Origin of the sequence: Streptomyces umbrinus, from assembly GCF_030817415.1 — a bacterium.
In the GTDB taxonomy this organism is placed as follows: Bacteria; Actinomycetota; Actinomycetes; order Streptomycetales; family Streptomycetaceae; genus Streptomyces; species Streptomyces umbrinus_A.
Genome location: NZ_JAUSZI010000002.1, coordinates 10,775,143 through 10,794,261, shown reverse-complemented (window position 1 = coordinate 10,794,261; position 19,119 = coordinate 10,775,143). Strand labels below are relative to the sequence as shown.

The 19,119-nt window shown below is 70.4% G+C and carries 16 protein-coding genes; 2 read left to right on the top strand and 14 right to left on the bottom strand.

Features of this window, described 5'->3' with window-relative positions:
* Positions 1-119: 119 nt before the first annotated feature.
* The gene (locus tag QF035_RS47845) at positions 120-1,361 is read right to left on the bottom strand and encodes an acyl-CoA dehydrogenase family protein (RefSeq protein ID WP_307528526.1); all 1,242 of its coding nucleotides are present in this window, start codon (positions 1,359-1,361) and stop codon (positions 120-122) included.
* Between the two features lie 225 nt (positions 1,362-1,586).
* Between QF035_RS47845 and QF035_RS47840 the strand changes: the two genes are divergently transcribed.
* Entirely contained in the window at positions 1,587-2,852 is a 1,266-nt protein-coding gene (locus QF035_RS47840) for an alpha-L-fucosidase (protein WP_307528524.1), read from the top strand.
* 25 nt (positions 2,853-2,877) lie between these two features.
* Here the strand turns inward: QF035_RS47840 and QF035_RS47835 are convergent, their stop codons facing one another.
* From QF035_RS47835 to QF035_RS47795, 9 genes are all read right to left on the bottom strand, one after another.
* Entirely contained in the window at positions 2,878-3,159 is a 282-nt protein-coding gene (locus QF035_RS47835) for a metal-sensitive transcriptional regulator (protein ID WP_055616905.1), read from the bottom strand.
* Positions 3,160-3,299: 140 nt separating this feature from the next.
* Positions 3,300-3,860: a cysteine hydrolase family protein gene (locus QF035_RS47830; protein ID WP_307528522.1), complete on the bottom strand. Its 561-nt coding sequence runs from the start codon at positions 3,858-3,860 to the stop codon at positions 3,300-3,302.
* Entirely contained in the window at positions 3,857-5,353 is a 1,497-nt protein-coding gene (locus QF035_RS47825) for a purine-cytosine permease family protein (protein ID WP_307531925.1), read from the bottom strand. The genes QF035_RS47830 and QF035_RS47825 overlap by 4 nt, the downstream gene beginning before the upstream one ends.
* A gap of 128 nt (positions 5,354-5,481) precedes the next feature.
* A complete protein-coding gene (locus tag QF035_RS47820; RefSeq protein ID WP_307528519.1) occupies positions 5,482-7,701 on the bottom strand; it encodes an NADP-dependent isocitrate dehydrogenase in 2,220 nt (739 codons plus the stop codon).
* A 121-nt stretch (positions 7,702-7,822) separates the two neighbouring features.
* Positions 7,823-9,313, bottom strand: coding sequence for a hypothetical protein (locus QF035_RS47815; RefSeq protein ID WP_373466842.1), 1,491 nt, complete (start codon positions 9,311-9,313; stop codon positions 7,823-7,825).
* 285 nt (positions 9,314-9,598) lie between these two features.
* The gene (locus tag QF035_RS47810; protein WP_307528517.1) at positions 9,599-11,980 is read right to left on the bottom strand and encodes a bifunctional salicylyl-CoA 5-hydroxylase/oxidoreductase; all 2,382 of its coding nucleotides are present in this window, start codon (positions 11,978-11,980) and stop codon (positions 9,599-9,601) included.
* A gap of 11 nt (positions 11,981-11,991) precedes the next feature.
* Positions 11,992-13,671, bottom strand: coding sequence for an AMP-binding protein (locus QF035_RS47805; RefSeq protein ID WP_307528515.1), 1,680 nt, complete (start codon positions 13,669-13,671; stop codon positions 11,992-11,994).
* 41 nt (positions 13,672-13,712) lie between these two features.
* Positions 13,713-14,624, bottom strand: coding sequence for an acyl-CoA thioesterase (locus QF035_RS47800; protein ID WP_307531921.1), 912 nt, complete (start codon positions 14,622-14,624; stop codon positions 13,713-13,715).
* A complete protein-coding gene (locus QF035_RS47795; protein ID WP_307528513.1) occupies positions 14,624-15,106 on the bottom strand; it encodes a cupin domain-containing protein in 483 nt (160 codons plus the stop codon). The genes QF035_RS47800 and QF035_RS47795 overlap by 1 nt, the downstream gene beginning before the upstream one ends.
* Positions 15,107-15,271: 165 nt before the next feature.
* Between QF035_RS47795 and QF035_RS47790 the strand changes: the two genes are divergently transcribed.
* Positions 15,272-15,691 carry a RidA family protein gene (locus QF035_RS47790; RefSeq protein WP_307528511.1) on the top strand — a complete coding sequence of 140 codons (420 nt, stop codon included), beginning with the start codon at positions 15,272-15,274 and terminating at the stop codon, positions 15,689-15,691.
* Between the two features lie 97 nt (positions 15,692-15,788).
* Here the strand turns inward: QF035_RS47790 and QF035_RS47785 are convergent, their stop codons facing one another.
* The 4 genes from QF035_RS47785 to QF035_RS47770 form a co-directional block, all read right to left on the bottom strand.
* On the bottom strand, positions 15,789-16,823 hold the full coding sequence (locus QF035_RS47785) for a hypothetical protein (RefSeq protein ID WP_373467026.1): 1,035 nt from the start codon (positions 16,821-16,823) through the stop codon (positions 15,789-15,791).
* A gap of 256 nt (positions 16,824-17,079) precedes the next feature.
* On the bottom strand, positions 17,080-17,514 hold the full coding sequence (locus QF035_RS47780; RefSeq protein ID WP_307528507.1) for a DUF7144 family membrane protein: 435 nt from the start codon (positions 17,512-17,514) through the stop codon (positions 17,080-17,082).
* 52 nt (positions 17,515-17,566) lie between these two features.
* Positions 17,567-18,031, bottom strand: coding sequence for an SHOCT domain-containing protein (locus tag QF035_RS47775; protein WP_307528505.1), 465 nt, complete (start codon positions 18,029-18,031; stop codon positions 17,567-17,569).
* Between the two features lie 121 nt (positions 18,032-18,152).
* Positions 18,153-18,857: an HdeD family acid-resistance protein gene (locus QF035_RS47770; protein ID WP_307528503.1), complete on the bottom strand. Its 705-nt coding sequence runs from the start codon at positions 18,855-18,857 to the stop codon at positions 18,153-18,155.
* Positions 18,858-19,119: the final 262 nt, after the last annotated feature.

Genomic DNA, 19,119 nt, shown 5'->3' with positions numbered 1-19,119 from the left:
CACATCCCGACGTAGTAACGAAAACAGGCCGCCCGGGCCAGGTTCCGACCCGGGCGCGGCTGGTCGCGTACCCGTCGCGGGATGTGCCATGCGTGTCTCACCCGGACGTCACCGAACGCTCACGGAATCAGCGGGATGTCGTGCGAGGGCAGCCCGAGCCGGTCGCAGCCGACGCGCCGCGCGAGCGGCTCGGCCATGCTCGGCCCGATGTGCGTCCAGTACGTGGCGGCGTCCCGGAAGTAGCGCTGCATCCGCTCGCCGTCGCGGGCGTGGCGCGAACCCGCCGTGCGGAAGAGGATGCTCTGCGTGACGTCCCAGGCCATGCGGCCCGCCGTGAGGAAGACCAGCGCGAGCCGGTTGTCGTCGGCGATGGTGAAGGCCGCTTCCCCGGAGACATTGCGACGGCAGGTCTCCATGTAGTCCTCGGCATTGCGCTGGAGAGCCGCCTCGGCGGTGTGGATCGCACCGAGTGCCTCGCCCAGGTGGCGCTGGTAGTCGTGGAGCTCGGCCCGCGTGCGGTCGGGTTCCAGGGTCAGCGGCCGCTCGGCGACGATCCGGGCGTACTCGTCGGCGGCCGCGTACGCGGTGCCGACCATGATTGCGGCCAGTTCCCCGTGGTAGAAGCTGGGGGCGCGGCCCGCGTACAGCGCGTTGCCGTGCAGCTTCGATCCGGGTGTGCCGCCCTCCACCGGCAGGTCGAGCAGGCTCGCCTCCCGGGTGAGGTACTCGGGGAGCCGGGCCTGATCCATGCGGATGCTGTTGGAGCCGCTGCCGCGCAGCCCGAGGACGCCGTGCCAGTCGTCGAGCAGCGTCCACACGGGGCGCGGCGCGACGAACAGCACCAGCGGTCCGGGCGGGTCGCCCGGTTTCTCCGGGGCTCGCAGGGTCTGGCCGACGTAGTGGGTGGAGTACGGCGATCCGGAGGCGTACGGCCAGGTTCCGTCGAGGACGACATGCCCGTCGCCGTCCGGGCGGGCCACGCCGACCGGCAGGACGGTGGACGCGGCGCGGAACTCGCCGTCGTCACCGAAGATCTCGTCCTGTGCCCGCTCCTCGAACTGTGCCGCGACCTGGAGCACATGGGCGGCGGTCAGGGAGAGCGCCCAGCCCGTGGAGGGGCAGCCTCGGGCGATCTCGGTGACCACGCGGTAGAAGGTCGGCAGGCCGAACTCGTATCCGCCGTAGCGGCGCGGCTGCAGGATCCGGTAGAAGCCCGCCCGCAGAAAGTCGTCGTGCGTGTCCTTCGGATAGCGCGTCAACCGCTCGGTCTCCGGCTGGCGTTCGAGCAGTGCCGGCCGCAGTGCGACGGCTCGGTCGATCAGTTCGCGTTCGGTCAGTCCGGGCTCGGGAGCGGCGATCACGGTGCCTCCTGACGTGTGGGGCCGTCCGTATGTGTCGCGATACAGGTGATTGAACACGCCACGGGCACCTGCTGTACCCACCGGAAAGCGCCAAGTAGTTCCGCACGGGAGTGATGCGGTGGCGCATGGAGGGATGCCACCGCATCCGGATTCCAGGGTGAAAACGGACCAGTAGTGGTGACCGTCGCCCACGCGTCGAACCTGGCGCGCGCCTAGCGTGGAGCCATGCCGATGCAACCCTGGTTTCCCGATGCCAAGCTGGGCATCTTCATCCACTACGGCATCTACGCCGTGGGCGGCGCCGCCGAGTCCTGGTCGTTCTACACGGGCGAGATGACGCACGAGCAGTACATGAAACAGCTCGACGGCTTCACCGCGTCGCACTACGACCCGGACGCCTGGGCGGAGTTGTTCGCCCGGGTGGGCGCGCGGTACGCGGTGCTCACCGCCCGGCACCACGACGGTGTCGCGCTCTGGGACACCGACCACCGCAATCTCGACGTGGTGCGGGACACTCCGGCGGGGCGCGACCTGGTCACCGGCTTCGTCGACGCGCTGCGCGCCCGGGATCTCAAGGTCGGCCTCTACTACTCGCACTCCGACTGGAACCACCCGGACTACGCGAGTCAGCGGCACCCCGGGCCGGTCATCGTGCCGCCCAACAAGTACTCGCACGCCGAGCCCGGCAAGGAGGACCCGGCGGCCTGGGCGCGCTATCTCGCGTACCGCGACGGCCAGGTCGGCGAGCTCGTCGAACGCTTCCGGCCCGACGTCCTCTGGTTCGACGGGGAGTGGGAGCGCACCGAGGAGCAGTGGCGGATGGGCGAGCTCGCCGAGCTGATCCTCTCCGGCAATGCGGACACCATCCTCAACGGCCGCATGCTCAGTTACGGCGACTACGCAACGCCGGAGCAGGGCACCCCGCTGCGGGCCCCGGACGGCCCGTGGGAGCTGTGCCTCACGATCAACGACTCGTGGAGCTTCCGGCCGCAGGACCGCGATTTCAAGTCGGTGCGCCAGTTGGTGCGGTACTTCACCGAGACGATCGGCATGGGCGGCAATCTGCTGCTGGGCGCCGGGCCCCGCGAGGACGGGACGATCCCCGAGGAGCAGATCGAACGTCTGGAAGGCCTCGGCGCGTGGATCGCGCGGCACTCCGACGCGGTGTACGGCACGGTCGCCGGACTGCCCGCCGGGCACCACTACGGCCCCAGCACCCTGTCCGCCGACCGGCGCACCTTGTACCTGGTGTGCTTCGACGCTCCCCGCGACTCCGTCTCGATCCGCGGCCTGCGCAATCCCGTCCGGCGGGCCACGGTCCTCGGTACGGGCGCGGAACTGGGCCACCACGTCACCGGCGGTCTCGACACCGTTCCCGGTGTGACGTGGATCGACGCGCCCGCGGCCACCGATCTGGACGAGCAGGCGACGGTGATCGCCGTCGAACTCGAAGGACAGCTGGACCTCTACACGGGGGCGGGGCGCCTCTGACGACGGCCTTTCCGGAAGGGGTGCGTCAGGCGAGGGACAGGAAGAGCTTCTCCAGTCGCGCCCGCATCTGGTCGCGGTCCAGATCCTGCTCGCCGCCCTCGTCGGTCATGCAGTGCTGGAGCCCGGTCGCGATGATCGCGAACCCGGCGCGGTCCAACGCCCTTGAGGCCGCTGCCAGTTGGGTGACCACCTCTTCGCAGGACCGCCCCTGTTCGATCATGTTGATCACGCCCGCGATCTGCCCCTGGGCCCGCTTGAGCCGGTTGATCACGGACTTGAGCTCGTCGGCCGCCATCTGCAGTTCCATGTGGAGCGCTCCCTCGGTATATACCCCACCCGGTATGGTACGCCTCGCCGGATGGGGCCTGGGGTGCCTTCCGGGGCCTGCGGTGCTCGGGTGCTCACGCGACCGGTGCTGGGGTACTCACGCGACCCGTGCTCAGGCGCTCACGCGACCCGGGCGAGCGCCTCGGCCACGGTGACGACCCGGATCAGCGGCCGGTACAGGTCCATGATCTGCAGGGCCTTGGTGTGCGAGGCGTCGTCCGCTCCCGCGCAGGCGTCGGCCGCCACCCACACCTCCACTCCGGCGTCGGCGGCGGCCAGCGCGGTGGAGAGCACACAGCAGTCCGTACTGACTCCGGCGAGCACCAGACGGCCCTCGGGACCGACCCGCTCGGCCAGTTCCGGAGTCCATTTGCCGAAGGTCGGGGCGTCGACCAAGTGCCCGGCGTGGGGCGCGAGTTCGTCCACCAGCTCCCAGAGACGGTCCTCCGGCGGCCGCAGCGCGAAGGGCCACTGTTCGTAGTACGCCCGCCAGGCGCCGGCGGGCTTCTCGGGTGCCAGGAACCGGGTGAAGGTGACGCGTTCCCCGAAGGCCGGCAGCAGGCGGCGTACCCCGTCCACGGCCTCGGTGAAGCGGGGCGCGGCCCAGGGGCTGTCCGGCTCGGCGAACACGCGCTGCATGTCGATGACGGCCAGCAGGCCTGGTGATCCCGGTCGGCTCATGCGCCCGGCACCTCCACGTCCAGCGGCAGACTCGGGGGCCGCGCCTCCTGCGTACGGACCCTGCCGCGGCCGAGTGCGAGGGTTCCCAGGAAGCCGAGGGCGAGCGCGGCGAGTACGCCGAGGTTGGCGTAGGCCCAGGAGCCGTCCTTGCCGCCCAGGCCCAGCGGGCCGAGCAGATAGCCCTGCCACTCCAGCCAGCCGGCGGCCGTGTTGGTGACGAGACCCCAGCCGATCGCGGTGGCGCCGAGGGTCAGCAGCAGCGGGAGCGGTTCGACGTCGCCGTAGCGGCCGCGGGTGCGGAACAGGTCCGCCTCGTCGTAGTCGCGGCGCCGCAGCGCGAGGTCGGCGAGCATCACACCGCACCAGGCGGCGACGGGCACGCCGAGTGTGGTGAGGAAGCCGATGAACTGGCCCAGGAAGTCGTCCGTGAGGAAGACGATGTAGATCGAGCCCGCGATCATCAGGACGCCGTCCAGCAGGGCGGCCAGATAGCGCGGCACCCGCAGGCCCGCCGCGAGCAGGGCGAGGCCGGAGGAGTAGATGTCGAGGACCGCGCCGCCGACGAGACCCAGTACGGCCACGGCGGCGAAGGGGATCAGGAACCAGGTGGGCAGGATCGTGGTCAGCGCGCCGATCGGGTCGGCCGCGATGGCCGTGTTGAGCTCGGTGGACGAGCCGGCGAGCAGCAGGCCGAAGACCAGCAGGAGCAGGGGTGCCACCGAGGCGCCGAAGGTGGTCCAGCCGACCACGCCCCGGCCGGAGGAGTCGCGCGGCAGATAGCGCGAGTAGTCTGCGGCGGCGTTGACCCAGCCGAGGCCGAAGCCGGTCATCATGAAGACCAGTGCGCCGATGAACTCCTGCGCGGAGCCGGACGGTACGGCGCTGACCGCCGACCAGTGGATGTGGTCGGCGACGAGCCCGATGTAGACGACGGTCAGGACCCCGGTGACGACCGTGATCACCGTCTGCAGCCGCATGATCAGGTCGAAGCCCATCACTCCGCCGATCACGACGAGCGCCCCGACGACGATGAGGGCGACCACCTTGGTCCCGGTGCCGCCGCCCCAGCCGAGCCGGTCGAGAACGGTCGCGGTGGCCATCGTCGCCAGGGCCGTGAGCACGGTCTCCCAGCCGACGGTGAGCATCCAGGAGACGACCGAGGGCAGCCGGTTGCCGCGTACGCCGTAGGCCGCCCGGCTGAGCACCATCGTCGGCGCGGATCCCCGCTTGCCCGCCACCGCGACGAACCCGCAGAGCAGGAACGAGAAGATGATCCCGATCACCCCGGCGGCCAGCGCCTGCCAGAACGAGATCCCGAACCCGAGCGCGAAGGACCCGTAACTCAGGCCGAGGATCGACACGTTGGCGCCGAACCAGGGCCAGAAGAGCGTGCGCGGTGTCCCCTTGCGCTCGGCATCGCCGATCACATCGAGCCCGTGCGTCTCCACCTGGAGCTGCCGAGTGCCTGCTCCTCTGTCGGAAGAGTCCGTCATCATCGACCTGCCTGTCTGGGGTCGGGAGTTTCGGAGCGGCTACAGACCCCACGCCCCAAAGGGGCGCGGGGAACTGCGCGACCAGCCACGACGGACCCGCAGACAACGCGCCGGGCCCAGCAGAGCGATCAGGCCAGAGTGGCGAGCGCCGCGTTCAGCGTCGCAGACGGCCGCATCACGGCCGCCGCCTTGACCGGGTCGGGCTGGTAGTAGCCGCCGATGTCGGCCGGCGACCCCTGCACCGCGATCAGCTCGTCGACGATCGTCTGCTCCTGCGCGGTCAGCGTCTCGGCGAGCGGGGCGAACGCCTTGGCGAGCGCCGCGTCGTCGGTCTGCCTGGCCAGCTCCTGCGCCCAGTAGAGGGCGAGGTAGAAGTGGCTGCCGCGGTTGTCGATGCCACCGAGGCGACGGCTCGGCGACTTGTCGTTCTCCAGGAACGTGGCGGTCGCGCGGTCGAGCGTGTCCGCGAGGACCTGGGCACGCGCGTTGTCCGTGGTCTGCGCGAGGTGCTCGAAGCTGGAGGCCAGCGCGAGGAACTCGCCCAGGCTGTCCCAGCGCAGGTAGTTCTCCTTGACCAGCTGCTGCACGTGCTTCGGCGCGGAGCCGCCGGCACCGGTCTCGAAGAGGCCGCCGCCGTTCATCAGCGGGACGACCGAGAGCATCTTGGCGCTAGTGCCCAGCTCCAGGATCGGGAACAGGTCGGTCAGGTAGTCACGCAGGACGTTGCCGGTGACCGAGATGGTGTTCTCGCCACGGCGGATGCGCTCCACGGAGAGCTTGGTCGCCTCGACCGGGGCCAGGATCCGGATGTCCAGGCCCTCGGTGTCGTGCTCCGGCAGGTACTGCTTCACCTTCTCGATGAGCACCGCGTCGTGGGCGCGGCTCTCGTCCAGCCAGAACACGGCCGGGTCGCCGGTCGCGCGGGCGCGGGTGACGGCGAGCTTGACCCAGTCCTTGATCGGGTCGTCCTTGGTCTGGCAGGCGCGGAAGATGTCGCCGGCGGAGACCGTCTGCTGGAGGACGACGTTGCCGGCCTGGTCGACGAGGCGGACCGTGCCGGTGGCCGGGATCTCGAAGGTCTTGTCGTGGCTGCCGTACTCCTCGGCCTTCTGCGCCATCAGACCGACGTTCGGGACCGAGCCCATCGTCGACGGGTCGTAGGCGCCGTTGGCGCGGCAGTCGTCGATGACGACCTGGTAGACGCCGGAGTAGCTGCTGTCCGGGAGGACCGCGAGGGTGTCGGCCTCCCCGCCGTCCGGGCCCCACATGTGGCCGGAGGTGCGGATCATCGCCGGCATGGAGGCGTCGACGATGACGTCGGACGGGACGTGCAGGTTGGTGATGCCCTTGTCGGAGTCGACCATGGCGAGCGCGGGGCCGTCGGCGAGCTCGGCGTCGAAGGACGCCTTGATCTCGTCGCCCTCGGGCAGGGACTCCAGGCCCTTGTAGATGCCGCCGAGACCGTCGTTCGGGGTCAGACCGGCGGCGGCGAGCGTCTCGCCGTACTTCGCGAACGTCTTCGGGAAGAAGGCGCGCACCACGTGACCGAAGACGATCGGGTCGGAGACCTTCATCATCGTGGCCTTGAGGTGCACGGAGAACAGCACGTCGTCGGCCTTGGCGCGGGCGATCTGCGCCGTGAGGAACTCGCGCAGCGCGGCGACGTGCATGACGGACGCGTCGACGACCTCGCCCGCGAGGACGGGTACGGACTCGCGCAGGACCGTGGTGGAGCCGTCGTCGCCGACCAGCTCGATGCGCAGGGAGCCGGCCTCGGAGATCACCGCGGACTTCTCGGTGGACCGGAAGTCGTCGACACCCATGGTCGCGACGTTGGTCTTCGACTCGGAGGTCCAGGCACCCATGCGGTGCGGGTGGGCCTTGGCGTAGTTCTTGACCGACGCGGGGGCGCGGCGGTCGGAGTTGCCCTCGCGCAGCACCGGGTTCACGGCACTGCCCTTGACCTTGTCGTAGCGGGCGCGGATGTCGCGCTCCTCGTCGGTCTTCGGGTCGTCCGGGTAGGCGGGCAGCGCGTAACCCTGCGCCTGAAGCTCGGCGACCGCGGCCTTCAGCTGCGGGATCGACGCCGAGACGTTCGGCAGCTTGATGATGTTGGCCTCGGGCGTCTTGGCCTGGTCACCGAGCTCGGAGAGGGCGTCGGGGATGCGCCGGCCCTCCTCCAGGAACTCGGGGAAGAGGGCGATGATCCGTCCGGCCAGCGAAATGTCACGGGTTTCCACAGTGACACCGGCCTGCGACGCGTACGCCTGGACCACCGGCAAGAACGAATAGGTCGCCAGGGCCGGGGCCTCGTCAGTGTGCGTATAGATGATGGTCGAGTCAGTCACCGGGTGCTCCGCTCCACGTCTGCAACATTGCTCGACATCAAGATATCTCCTGATCGGACCTGACCGGACAGGAGGCCGCACAAGTACGTCACAGTCCGGCCGGAGGCCGTCTGCGGCGGGCTCAGCGCGCGGAGGGCGCCACGTGGAGGAGCAGGCCGGCGACCCGATGCCGTTCCCAGGTCCGGGCGAAGTCGGGCGGCTGCCCCTTCGGTGTCGTGAGGGCGGCGACCGGCAGCCGCTCTGCGGCTCCGACGATGTCCGCCGGAGTGGTGTTGTTGTTGTGCCCCTGGGTCTGGACGGAGCGGCAGCCCGCGTAGAAGGCGATCGGGATGGCCAGGTGCCCGGTCAGCAGACACGGCGGCCGTACGCCGAGTCGGTGCAGCTCGGCCGCCGTGCGCGCCCAGTCGCGGTGTGAGGCGGTGGTGCGGTCCACCGTGCGGGTCAGCACCGTGTACTGGACCGCCAGATGCCCGGCGAGACCGAGCGCCACCAGGGCCGCGGCCACCGGTCGCCGTTTGCGGATCGACGCGGTGACGAGGTGGATGAGCGCGGCGGCGACCGGGATGGCCAGCAGCGCGTAGTAGGGGAGCAGGAAGCGCGGCGCGGCGTATCCGATCATGAACAGGTACGGGATGCCCGCCGTCGTGGCGCAGGCCAGCGGCAGGAGGGCGCCCGCCGTACGCCGGGCCCTGACCGCGACCGCCAGCCCGACGGCGGCGAGCAGCGGCAACACGAACCACCACACGATGATCGGTGTGGCCGGAATCGATCCGGCGCACGGGCGGCACAGGCTGCGTCCGCCCAGGGTGCGCAGCTGGTCGAGGACGGCGATGTTCCAGCCGAGGCCGCCCTGGATCCCGGAGGCGTCGGCGAGCCGCTCGCTCAGGCCGCCGAACCCGACGTACGCCTCGACGACCCACTGCACCGCCCCGGTCGCCAGCCCCACGACGAGCGCCGCCAACACGCGCGGTCGTCGCCAACGAGGGAGGCACACCAGCACGGCGAACAACGGCAACGTGACCCAGACGGCGTCGGTGGGCCGCATCCACGCCATCAGCGCCGCGCTCGCGCCGACGCCCCACAGGGCCGCCCGGTCGTCGGGGTCGGCCTGGGCGCGCAGGAAGTGGCCGACACCTGCCAGGGCACCGATCGCGACCCAGTAGTTGGGCATGGCCTGAGGACCGTAGAACACGGTCACCCACAGCGTGGCGAACAGGGCACCGCCGGCGCCGAGCACCCGGGCGGGGAAGAGTCCGCGCCAGGCACGCAGCGCCAGGAAGAGGCCGAGCCCGGACAGCAGGGCCAGATAGACCCGCAGCAGTTCCGTGGACGACGACCACGAGGCGATCGGCGCGACCAGCAACGACACACCGCGGGCGCGCGGGGCGCTGAAGAACGCCGCCGGGGAGTGACCGCTGACCTGACTGACGTACACCGACTCGTCCCAGCCGAGGCCCATCCCGGGGCGTACGAGCGCCAGTTGGGCCAGCGTGAAGGCGGCCGCGACCGCTGCCGGCCAAGCCCTGCCTCCGGTGCGTAAACCGACGCGGGCGGTCCGCGTCGATCCGTGGCGCTCGGCCGGGACGAGCGTGTCGTTCAAGGTCTTGGCCATCGCCCACCCTTCGTCCCCGCGCGAGCGCGGGGCCTCTTCCGTCTCCGCCGAGGCAGGCAGGACGAAAGGTGTGATCCGGTGAAAACATGGCCAAATTAACGCGTGATCTTCGAGGGCGCAGTGCGACGGGAGGGAGACGTTCCGCTGTCCGGAGCAACGCTCCGGCCCAGACCACGGCCGGCGGGCGTGACGCACGAAAGCCGTGCGGCGCGCTCATCGGCTGCGCCGCACGGCTCACTGCGTGGGGCTCACTGCTTGGGTTTCGGAGAGGTGCCCTCCGTCGGCTCAGGTGACCGTCGCCGGTTCGCGGGGCGGGGTCCAGCGCAGGTGGACGTTCTGGTCGGAGTCGTCGGCGCGCAGCAGCGAGAGGCGGGGGCGTACGGCGTCGGTGCGCGAGGTGGGCGGCTTGCGGCTGCCCGCCCCGTACTGGACCGGCCACTGGCTCGCGGCGCCCCGGTACTCCTGCTCGGCCGCCGCGTGCAGCGTCCAGTGCGGGTCGTAGAGGTGGGTGCGGCCGAGCGCGCACAGGTCGGCGCGGCCCGCCAGGAGGATCGAGTTCACGTCGTCGTAGGACGCGATCGCCCCGACCGCGATGACGGCGGTGCCGGTCGCGGCGGTGACCTCGTGGCGGATCCGGTCCGCGAACGGGGTCTGGTACGAGCGGCCGTACGCGGGGTCCTCGTCCCTGGTGACCTGTCCCGAGGAGACGTCGATGGCGTCCGCGCCATGGGCGACGAAGGCGCGGGCGATACCGACGGCGTCGTGCTCGGTGTTGCCGTCAGGCACCCAGTCGGTCGCGGAGATACGCACGATCATCGGCCGCCCGGCCGGCCAGACGGCCCGGACCGCGTCGAAGACCTCCAGGGGGAACCGGAGCCGGTTCTGCAGCGAACCGCCGTACTCGTCGGTGCGGTGGTTGGCGACCGGCGAGAGGAAGGAGGACAGCAAGTAGCCGTGCGCGCAGTGCAGTTCGAGCAGATCGAAGCCCGCCTCCGCACCCCGGCGGGCGGCTGCGACGAAGTCGGCGGTGATCCGGTCCCTGTCGGCGCGGGTGACCTCGCGCGGGACGGCCGACCCGGGGCCGTACGGCAGTGGCGACGGGCCGACGGTCTCCCAGTTGCCGTCCGGCAGCGGATCGTCCATGCCCTCCCACATCAGCCGTGTGGAGCCCTTGCGACCCGAGTGGCCGAGCTGGAGGCCGATGCGGGCGTTGCTGCGGTCGTGGACGAAGGACACGATCCGCGCCCAGGAGTCTCGCTGTTCCTCGGTCCACAGCCCCGTGCAGCCGGGGGTGATACGGGCGTCGGGCGAGACGCAGACCATCTCCGTCATCACCAGTCCGGCCCCGCCCATGGCCTTGGAGCCGAGGTGGACGAGATGGAAGTCGCCGGGCACGCCCTCGACGGCGGAGTACATGTCCATCGGGGAGACGATCACCCGGTTCTTCAGCTCCAGCTCCCCGAGCCGGAACGGCTGGAACATCGCGGGCGCGACCTCGTCGAGGCCCTGCGACTCGGCGAAGGCGGCGTCGACGCGGTCGGCGAACTCCTGGTCGCGGGTGCGGAGGTTGTCGTAGGTGATGCGACGCGAGCGCGTGAGCAGGTTGAAGCAGAACTGGGTCGGCTCCTGGTGGACGTACATGCTGATGTTCTCGAACCACTCCAGCGAGGCCTGCGCCGCCCGCTGCGTGGACTCGACGACGGGTCGCCGTTCCGCCTCGTAGGCCGTCAACGCCCTCTCGGTTTCCGGGTGTTCGTGCAGACAGGCGGCGAGGGCCAGCGAGTCCTCCATCGCCAGCTTGGTGCCCGAACCGATCGAGAAGTGCGCGGTGTGCGCGGCGTCGCCGACGAGGACGAGGTTGCCGTGGTGCCAGCGCTCGTTGCGTACGGTGGTGAAGGCCAGCCACTTCGAGTTGTTGGCGAACACCTGGTGGCCGGCGAGTTCCTCGGCGAAGAGGCCGCGGACGCGCTCCACGGCCCGCTCGTCGGAGGCGCCCGGCGGAAACTCGGTCTCCTCCGTGTCGTCGAAGCCGGCCCGCCGCCAGACGTCCTCGTGCATCTCGACGATGAAGGTGGAACCGCTCTCGGAGTAGGGGTAGCCGTGGACCTGCATGGTCCCCCACTCCGTCTGCCTGACGAAGAACTGGAAGGCCTCGAAGACCCGGTCGGTGCCGAGCCACATGTATCTGTTGTGCCGCCGGTCCAGCGAGGGGCGGAAGACGTCCGCGCGGGCCGCCCGGACCTGGGAGTTGAGGCCGTCGGCCCCCACCACCAGGTCGTACGAGGCACTCAGGTCGTCCACCGGAGGGGCGAGCGTCGAGTAGTGCACGGAGACACCGAGTTTGCGGCAACGTTCCTGCAGCAGCCGGAGCAGGTCCTTGCGGCTCATCGCGGCGAAGCCCTGGCCGCCGATCGTGTGGCTGCGGCCCCGGTAGTGGATGTCGATGTCGGTCCAGCGGGCGAACCGCCGCGCCATGGCGTCGGCGAACTCCGGGTCGGCGTTCTCGATGCCGCCGAGCGTCTCGTCGGAGAAGACGACACCGAAGCCGAACGTGTCGTCGGGGGCGTTGCGTTCCCAGACGGTGATCTCGTGGGCCGGGTCGAGCTGTTTCATGAGAGCAGCGAAGTAGAGGCCGCCGGGGCCACCGCCAACGATCGCGATCTTCACGGGAGTTCCTCTCACTGCTCGACGGCGGCCGTGGCGGCCTGCTCGTCCTCGACGATCCTGCGGAGTGCGAATCGCTGCAGCTTGCCGCTGGCGTTGCGGGGCAGCGCGTCGCAGAACCGCACGTCACGCGGGTACTTGTAGGGAGCGATGACCTGTTTGACGTGGTCCTGGATCTCCCTGGCCTTGGCGGCATCGCCCGGCACGCCCTCGCGGAGCACGACGAACGCGCAGACGACGAAGCCGCGTTGGGCATCCGGTTTGCCGACGACGGCGGACTCCAGCACATCGGGATGGGTGTCCACGGCGGCCTCGACCTCGGGCCCGCCGATGTTGTAGCCCGAGGAGACGATCATGCTGTCGCCGCGGGCGTGGTAGTGGAAGTAGCCGTCCTCGTCCCGGTGGAAGACGTCACCGGTGACGTTCCAGCCGTCCACGACGTAGTCCTTCTGGCGTTCGTCGTCGAGGTAGCGGCAGCCGACCGGGCCGATGACGCCGAGCCGTCCCGGCTCGCCGGGTCCGAGCTCCGAGCCGTCCGGGCCGAGGATGGTGGCGCGGTAGCCCGGCGCCGGCTTCCCAGTGGCTCCTGGCCTGATGTCGTCACCGGCGGCGGAGAGGAAGATGTGCAGCAGCTCGGTGGCGCCGATCCCGTCGACGATCCGCAGCCCGAGCCGGTCCCTCAGCTGCTCCCAGACTGCCTTGGGTATGTGTTCGCCGGCCGACACCCCGACGCGCAGCCCGGCGAGCCGCTGTTCCTGCCCCTCCCGCAGGATCGCCTGGTACGCCGTGGGGGCTGTCGCGAGCACGGTGACGCCCAACTCCTCCACGTACTGGGCGAGTTGGAGCGGTGTGGCGGCCTCGGTCAGCAGGGCGCAGGCGCCGGCCCGCAGCGGGAAGACGACGAGCATGCCGAGGCCGAAGGTGAAGGCGAAGGGGGCGCTGCAGGCGACCAGGTCGTCGGGGAGCAGGCGCAGCACATGGCGGCCGAAGGTGTTGTCGATGGACAGGATGTCGCGGTGGAAGTGCATGGTGATCTTCGGGACGCCGGTGCTGCCGGACGTCGGCGCGAGGAGCGCCACGTCGTCGGCGGCGGTGTCCACGGTGGTGAACTCGCCGGATTTGGTACTGGCCCGCGCCACGAGGTCGTCAGGCCCGTCGCCGCCGAACTCCACGACCGTCAGCGCCGACGGACCGGCGTCCCGGAGGGCGTGCACGTCCTCGGCGAACCGCTGGTCCACCAGCGCGACGGAGGGGCGCGTGCGCTCGACGATCGGGGCGATCTCGCGGGCGCGCAGCGCGGCCATGACGGTGACGACCACTCCCCCGGCCTTGAGTACGCCGAGCCAACTCGCCACGGCCCAGGGGTTGTTGGGAGACCGCAGCAGGACCCGCTGTCCGGGGACCAGCCCCAGGTCCTCGGTGAGCACCTGGGCGACCTGGTTGGCCCGGGACCGCAGCTCGCCGTAGGACCAGGTCTGCCCGGCCGGTGTACGTAGCGCCGGACGGTCGGCCCCGAACGTCGATACGGGGATGTCGATGAGCTCGGCGGCGGCGTTGAGCCGGTCCGGGTACCGCAGCTCCGGTGTGCTGAACTCGATCGTCGGCAACAGGTGCGCGGGAGGCAGGTGATCGCGCGTGAAGGTGTCGAGGTGCGCGGAGATCGCGGATATCGGGAGAGGCGACGGAGGAGTCAACGCGGGAGTCCTTCCGGGAGCCCACCGGTGGAGGCGGCGGGTCAGGTGGGGCGGATCATGCCCTCCTGGACGACGGTGGCCAGGTGACGGTGGTCTCGGGTGAAGAAGCGACCCGAGCCGAGACCGCGGCCCGCGTCGGCGGCGCCGGCTTCCTGGAGGTAGAGGAGCCAGTCGCCGACGGGTTCGGGGCGGTGGAACCACATGGCGTGGTCGAGGCTGGCGGTGACGAGCCCGGGTTTGGCCCAGGCCAGGTCGAGTACGCGCAGAACGGGTTCGAGGATCGTGTAGTCGCAGACGTAGGCCAGCGCGGCCAGGTCCCGCTGGGCGTCGGTGAGCCCCTCGACGGGCCGGAGCGGGTCGAACGGCTTGAGCCACACGGCCTGTTGGGGGACCTGCTTGCCCTCGACGGTGAGGTAGACCGGGCCGGGCACGTGCCGCATGTCGAAGCCGCGGCCGCCGGACCAGTAGGCCTTCGACTCCTCGGTCATGGAACCGCCGCTGAGGTCGGTGAGATACGCCGCCGAGCTGGGCAGTTCCTCGGGGTCGGGCAAGTCCTCGGCGAGTTCCGGGAGTTCGGCCTCGAAGGTCTGGCTGGGCTCCCCCGCGGCGAAGTTGGCCAGGCAGACGTAGAGGGTCTTGCCGTTCTGGTAGCCGCGTACCTGCCGGGTGCTGTAGCCGCGGCCGTCGCGCAGCACCTCCACCTCGTAGCGCACGATCGCCCCGATGTCGGCCGGGCGCAGGAAGTAACTGTGCATGGAGTGCAGGGACTTGCCGTCGGTCACCGACCGCATGGCCGCGGCGGCGGCCTGGGCGACCAGGTCTCCGCCGTACGCCTTGGGCCACGGACAGGGCTGGGTGACGGCGGTGAAGGCCAGGTCGAAGTGCTCGGGCTCGGCCGGTGTCAGCGCGACGGCCGCGGTGAAGATCTCCGAGGTGGGCGGGGTCCCGTTCATCATCGGTCCAGCCAATCCCGCAGGTCGGCGTCCGCGATGTCGGGCAGATTGACGACGATGTTCTCCGGCGTCCGGGTGGTCATCCACGTCAGCGGTTTGTTGCGCGAGAGGTTGCACTCGATGTGCGGCATGAACGGCGGCACGAAGACCCAGTCGCCCTCCCCCATGTCGACGTAGTCCTCGAACTTCTCGCCGAAGTAGATACGGGCCCGCCCCGACAGGACGTAGCCGCCGGTCTCCGCCTCGCCGTGGTGGTGGGTGACCGAGCGGTAGCCGGGTTCGTTGCTGACCTTGCCGAACCAGAGCCGCCGGGCCGGGGTGTGCTGGGCGCTGACGCCCGAGACCCGAACGGCCCCGCCGGAGTCGGCCGTGTTCGCGCTCTCGGAACCGGCCCGGGTCACCACGGGCGCGACGAGGCCGCTCGGCAGCCGGTACATCGAGTTGTCGCCCTCAAGGCGGTATTTGCTGAGGTCGGGCTCCATCGAGGGGGCTCCGTTCCAGTCGTGACGGCTCGGACGACTTCAGTTCAGAGGACTTCAGTCACGTTCGCGCTATCTCGTTTTTTTCACGACCGTCATTTACTGTCAATACATGCCACTGTACGGATCGTCGGATCGGACCGCGACCGACCTCGAACCGGAGGCCGTATGAAGCACATCCCCGTGAACCCGGCTGCCCTGCCGACGCCCAGCGGTTACTCCCACGGAACCCTGGCGGGGAACACCCTGCATCTCGGCGGGCAGACAGCCCTCGACGCCGATATGAAGATCGTTCCTGGGGGGATCGTCGAGCAGTTCCGCCAGGCGTTCGGCAACGTCCTGACGACGCTCGGCGAGGCGGGCGGCCTGCCTGAGGACCTGGTGAGCGTGACGATCTACCTCACCGACATCCCCGACTACCAGGCGCACGGCAAGGAGATCGGCAGGGTCTGGCGCGAACTGGCCGGGCCCGTGTACCCGGCGATGGCCGGCATCGGCTGCACCGCCCTGTGGCAGCCCGAAGCGATGATCGAGATCCTCGGCGTGGCCGTGATCCCGGAGGAACGGCTCGTTCGGCCGAGTCGGTGAACCGTGGCGGGTCGGCGAGCCGCACGACTGAGGCCTCGGTGGCCGCCCCTCCGTCGGGGCGGCCACCGAGGCCTCAGGTCGATCGCGGGACGCTCGGTCAGTTCCCGGGGGCGGCCTTCCGCAGGGCCGTGATGCACATGCCGACGGCCTGCTGGAGTTCCTCAAGGCGCTGGAGCATGTCGTCCTCGTAGATGGTGTCGAGGTCGTCCACGTCGTCGAAGGTCAGTTCCTCGAAGACCTTCGTCGCCTTCTGCAGGCTGCTGTAGAACTTCGTCCGGCGCTCCTGGAGGCGGAGTTCGGGGTTGGCCTGGACGGTCTGGGCGACGAGGTCCTTGACCGTGTCGTAGGCGTCGGTGGCCCACTCGCCGGTGTCCTCGTCCTCGCCGAGTTCGTCGATGAGGGACAGGTGGCGCTCGGCCTCGGCGCGGAGTTCGGCGGAAGCGTCGATCGTCTGCCCGGCGGGGGTCTTGACCTGGCCGTTCTCGACGATCTGGCGGACGTAACCGATCCGGCTCGCTGCCTGCGTCTCGGTGGCGACCGCCTTCTTCAGATCGTCGGTACGGGCGATGTCACGCGCCAACTCGGTCTGCAGGGACGGGTCTTCCTTGAGCCGGTCCAGGAGCGCGGCGCGGGCCGCCTTGGCGGTGGAGGGGTCGGCGAGGATCGCGGCGCGCAGCGCGGTGGGGTTCTCGGCGACCTCCAGGGCCTTGGTCGGCCGGATGCCCTCGGCCTCGGCCGCCGCGGCGATCGCGGTGCCGCGGTCGGAGGCGGCGCTGGAACGGGAGATGTAGTACGAGTGCCACACGTCGGAGTCCGGCAGCTCCACGTCCTGGCCCGGGGCCAGCGCCTCGAAGTACGGGACGAGCCCGTCGTCGGCCGCCTTGTCCCACGCCTTGTAGTAGCGCATGACCCGCTCCGGCGAGCATCCGGCCAGCTCGGCGAACTCCTTCGCGGAGATCTTCGGCGTCTCTCCCGCGGCCTCCCCGCCGGGCCGCACGCTGCGGGCGACCTTCAGCGCGAAAGCCCAGCCGCCGGCCCGGACGTACGCCCCGAAGTCACGGGCGTCCTGCGCCACCTCGTCGTTGGGAGTGCCCTGCGCCACCGCATCGCCCGCGGTGGCCTGCGCCACGATGCCGTGCGCGGAGACGGCCGGATCCCCGTCGTCGGACGCTCCGGGCTCCTCCCAGAAGGCCTCGTCCGCGGGCGTTCCTTCTCCGGGTGTCTCGTCGGCGGACTGGACGGCCGGTGCGGGCTGAGCGATCTCCACGGTCACTGAGCGACTCTCCTGGGGAAGGTGGTACGGGCTGCAACGGACAGAGCGTGCAGCCTATATGAGCCTGCTCATGACGCTTCGAACACTCACGTCGAACACTCGCGAGCGGTCGTACTCAGGAGTGGTCGAACTCGCCGGAGCTGTCCTGCCGGACCACGCACAGCGCCCAGATGATGAACCCGGAGAAGGCGATCATCACGATCGACCAGACCGGGGAGTACGGCAGGGAGAGGAAGTTGGCGATGATGATGAATCCGGCGATGGTGACGCCCGCGACGCGCGCCCACAGCGACGCCTGGAAGAGTCCCATACTGACCAGCACGGCGACGGCGCCCAGGATGAGGTGGATCCAGCCCCAGCCGGTGAGGTCGTACGCGAAGACGTAGTCGCGTGTCGTGACGAAGACGTCGTCCTCGGCGATCCCCATGATGCCCCGGAAGATGTCGAGTACGCCGGCGATCATGAGCATGACGGCTGCGAAGACGGTCAGGCCCTCGGCCCACGGCCGCTTGGCCGACTGCGGGTGGTGCGTGGTGTGTGTGGCGGTCATCGTGCTGCCTCGTTTCAGTCTCGTGCGGTGCCCCCGACCAGTGCGAGTGCCGTCAGCTGTCGGCGGCGGAGCTGCCCGCGCGTTCCGACGGGCCGTGGCCGCTCAGGACCAGTTCCTTCGCCCTGCGGAACTCCTCGTCCGTGATGTCGCCACGGCCGCGGATCTCGGACAGTTTGGCGAGTTCGTCGGCACTGCTGGGCCTGCCGTCGCCGCCCTTGGCGGTCTCCCGGACGTAGCTCGCGAAGGCCTCCTGCTGTGCGCGCGCCTGCGCGGCCTCCCGGCGGCCCATGTTCTTGCCACGGGCGATCACGTAGACGAAGACGCCCAGGAAGGGCAGGACGATGGTGAACACCAGCCAGCCGGCCTTGGCCCAACCGCTCATCTTGTCGTCACGGAAGATGTCGACGACGATCCGGAAGAGCAGAACGAACCACATGATCCACAGGAAGAACACCAGCATGGACCAGAAGACGCTCAGCAGGGGATAGTCGTACGCGAGGTACGTCGACCCGCTCATCTCTTTCCTCCGTCCCGGGCATTCGCCCGGCGGCTGTTCTCTGTCGCCTCCAGCCTGCCCATGGCGGCCACCTGGCGGCCTCACCCGAGGCGGGTGAGAGGAGACGGTCCGGGCGGGGGCCTCAGGCGGTCCGGGCGGGGTCGTGCGACCCCGCGATACCGGCCCTGCGGAGTGCGGCGCGCCAGGCGAGGGCGAGGGCCACCTCGGCCACGCCGAGCAGGACGAGCCACAGTCCGAGCAGCCGGGTCAGTGCCCGGGTGGACTCGGAGGGCAGGGCCAGCACCACGATCCCCGCGACGATGCCGATCACCGCGATACCGAGGACGAAGCCCCGGTGGGGCAGGTCCCGGGCGGCGAGGGCCGTGTAGAGGGTGAGGATGCCGGACACCACCCAGACGATCCCGACGATCAGTGAGAGCGCGGCGATGGTCTGCAGCGGGTTCCTCAGGCACAGCACCCCGCCGAGGACGTACAGCACGGCGAGGAGCAGTCCGGGCAGCCGTTCGCCGTGGTCCTCCCTGGCGAAGGTCCCGACGAACCGGAACGCCCCGGTCACGAGCAGATACAGGCCGATGAGGACCGCCACGACGTGCAGGGTCCCCTCCGGCCAGACCAGGATCAGGATGCCCGGCACGAGCGTGGCGATCGCGGAGCCCAGGACCCACGTCCAGGAGCGCCCGAGTTTCTCCAGCACCGCCGCGGGGTCGGCGGCGGGGACGGGGGCCGCCCCGTAGGGCATGTGGTCCGGCCCGTCGGACGCATGGGCCGGTCCGTCGGGCGTGTGTGCCGGTCCGGTGCCCGGTGCCGGATCACGCGACACGGTCATGGCTCCTCCTCGCGCGATCGGGACGGTCGTTCCCGGACCGCCGACGAGGCGGCACACGGGGATCGCACGGCCAGCGTCCCGCCCGACACCCGCCACCGGGTCACCCCCGGCGGGTGATCCGTGCGGGCCGCCGGAGCGATGAGGTGGGGGCCGGAGGACACGCGCCGACGTGCGGCGCGCGGGACGAAGAGACACGAGATGGATGATCGAGCGGCTGCCCGGAGCGATCCCGCGGCCGCCCCGACGGAGTCCGCCCGGTCCG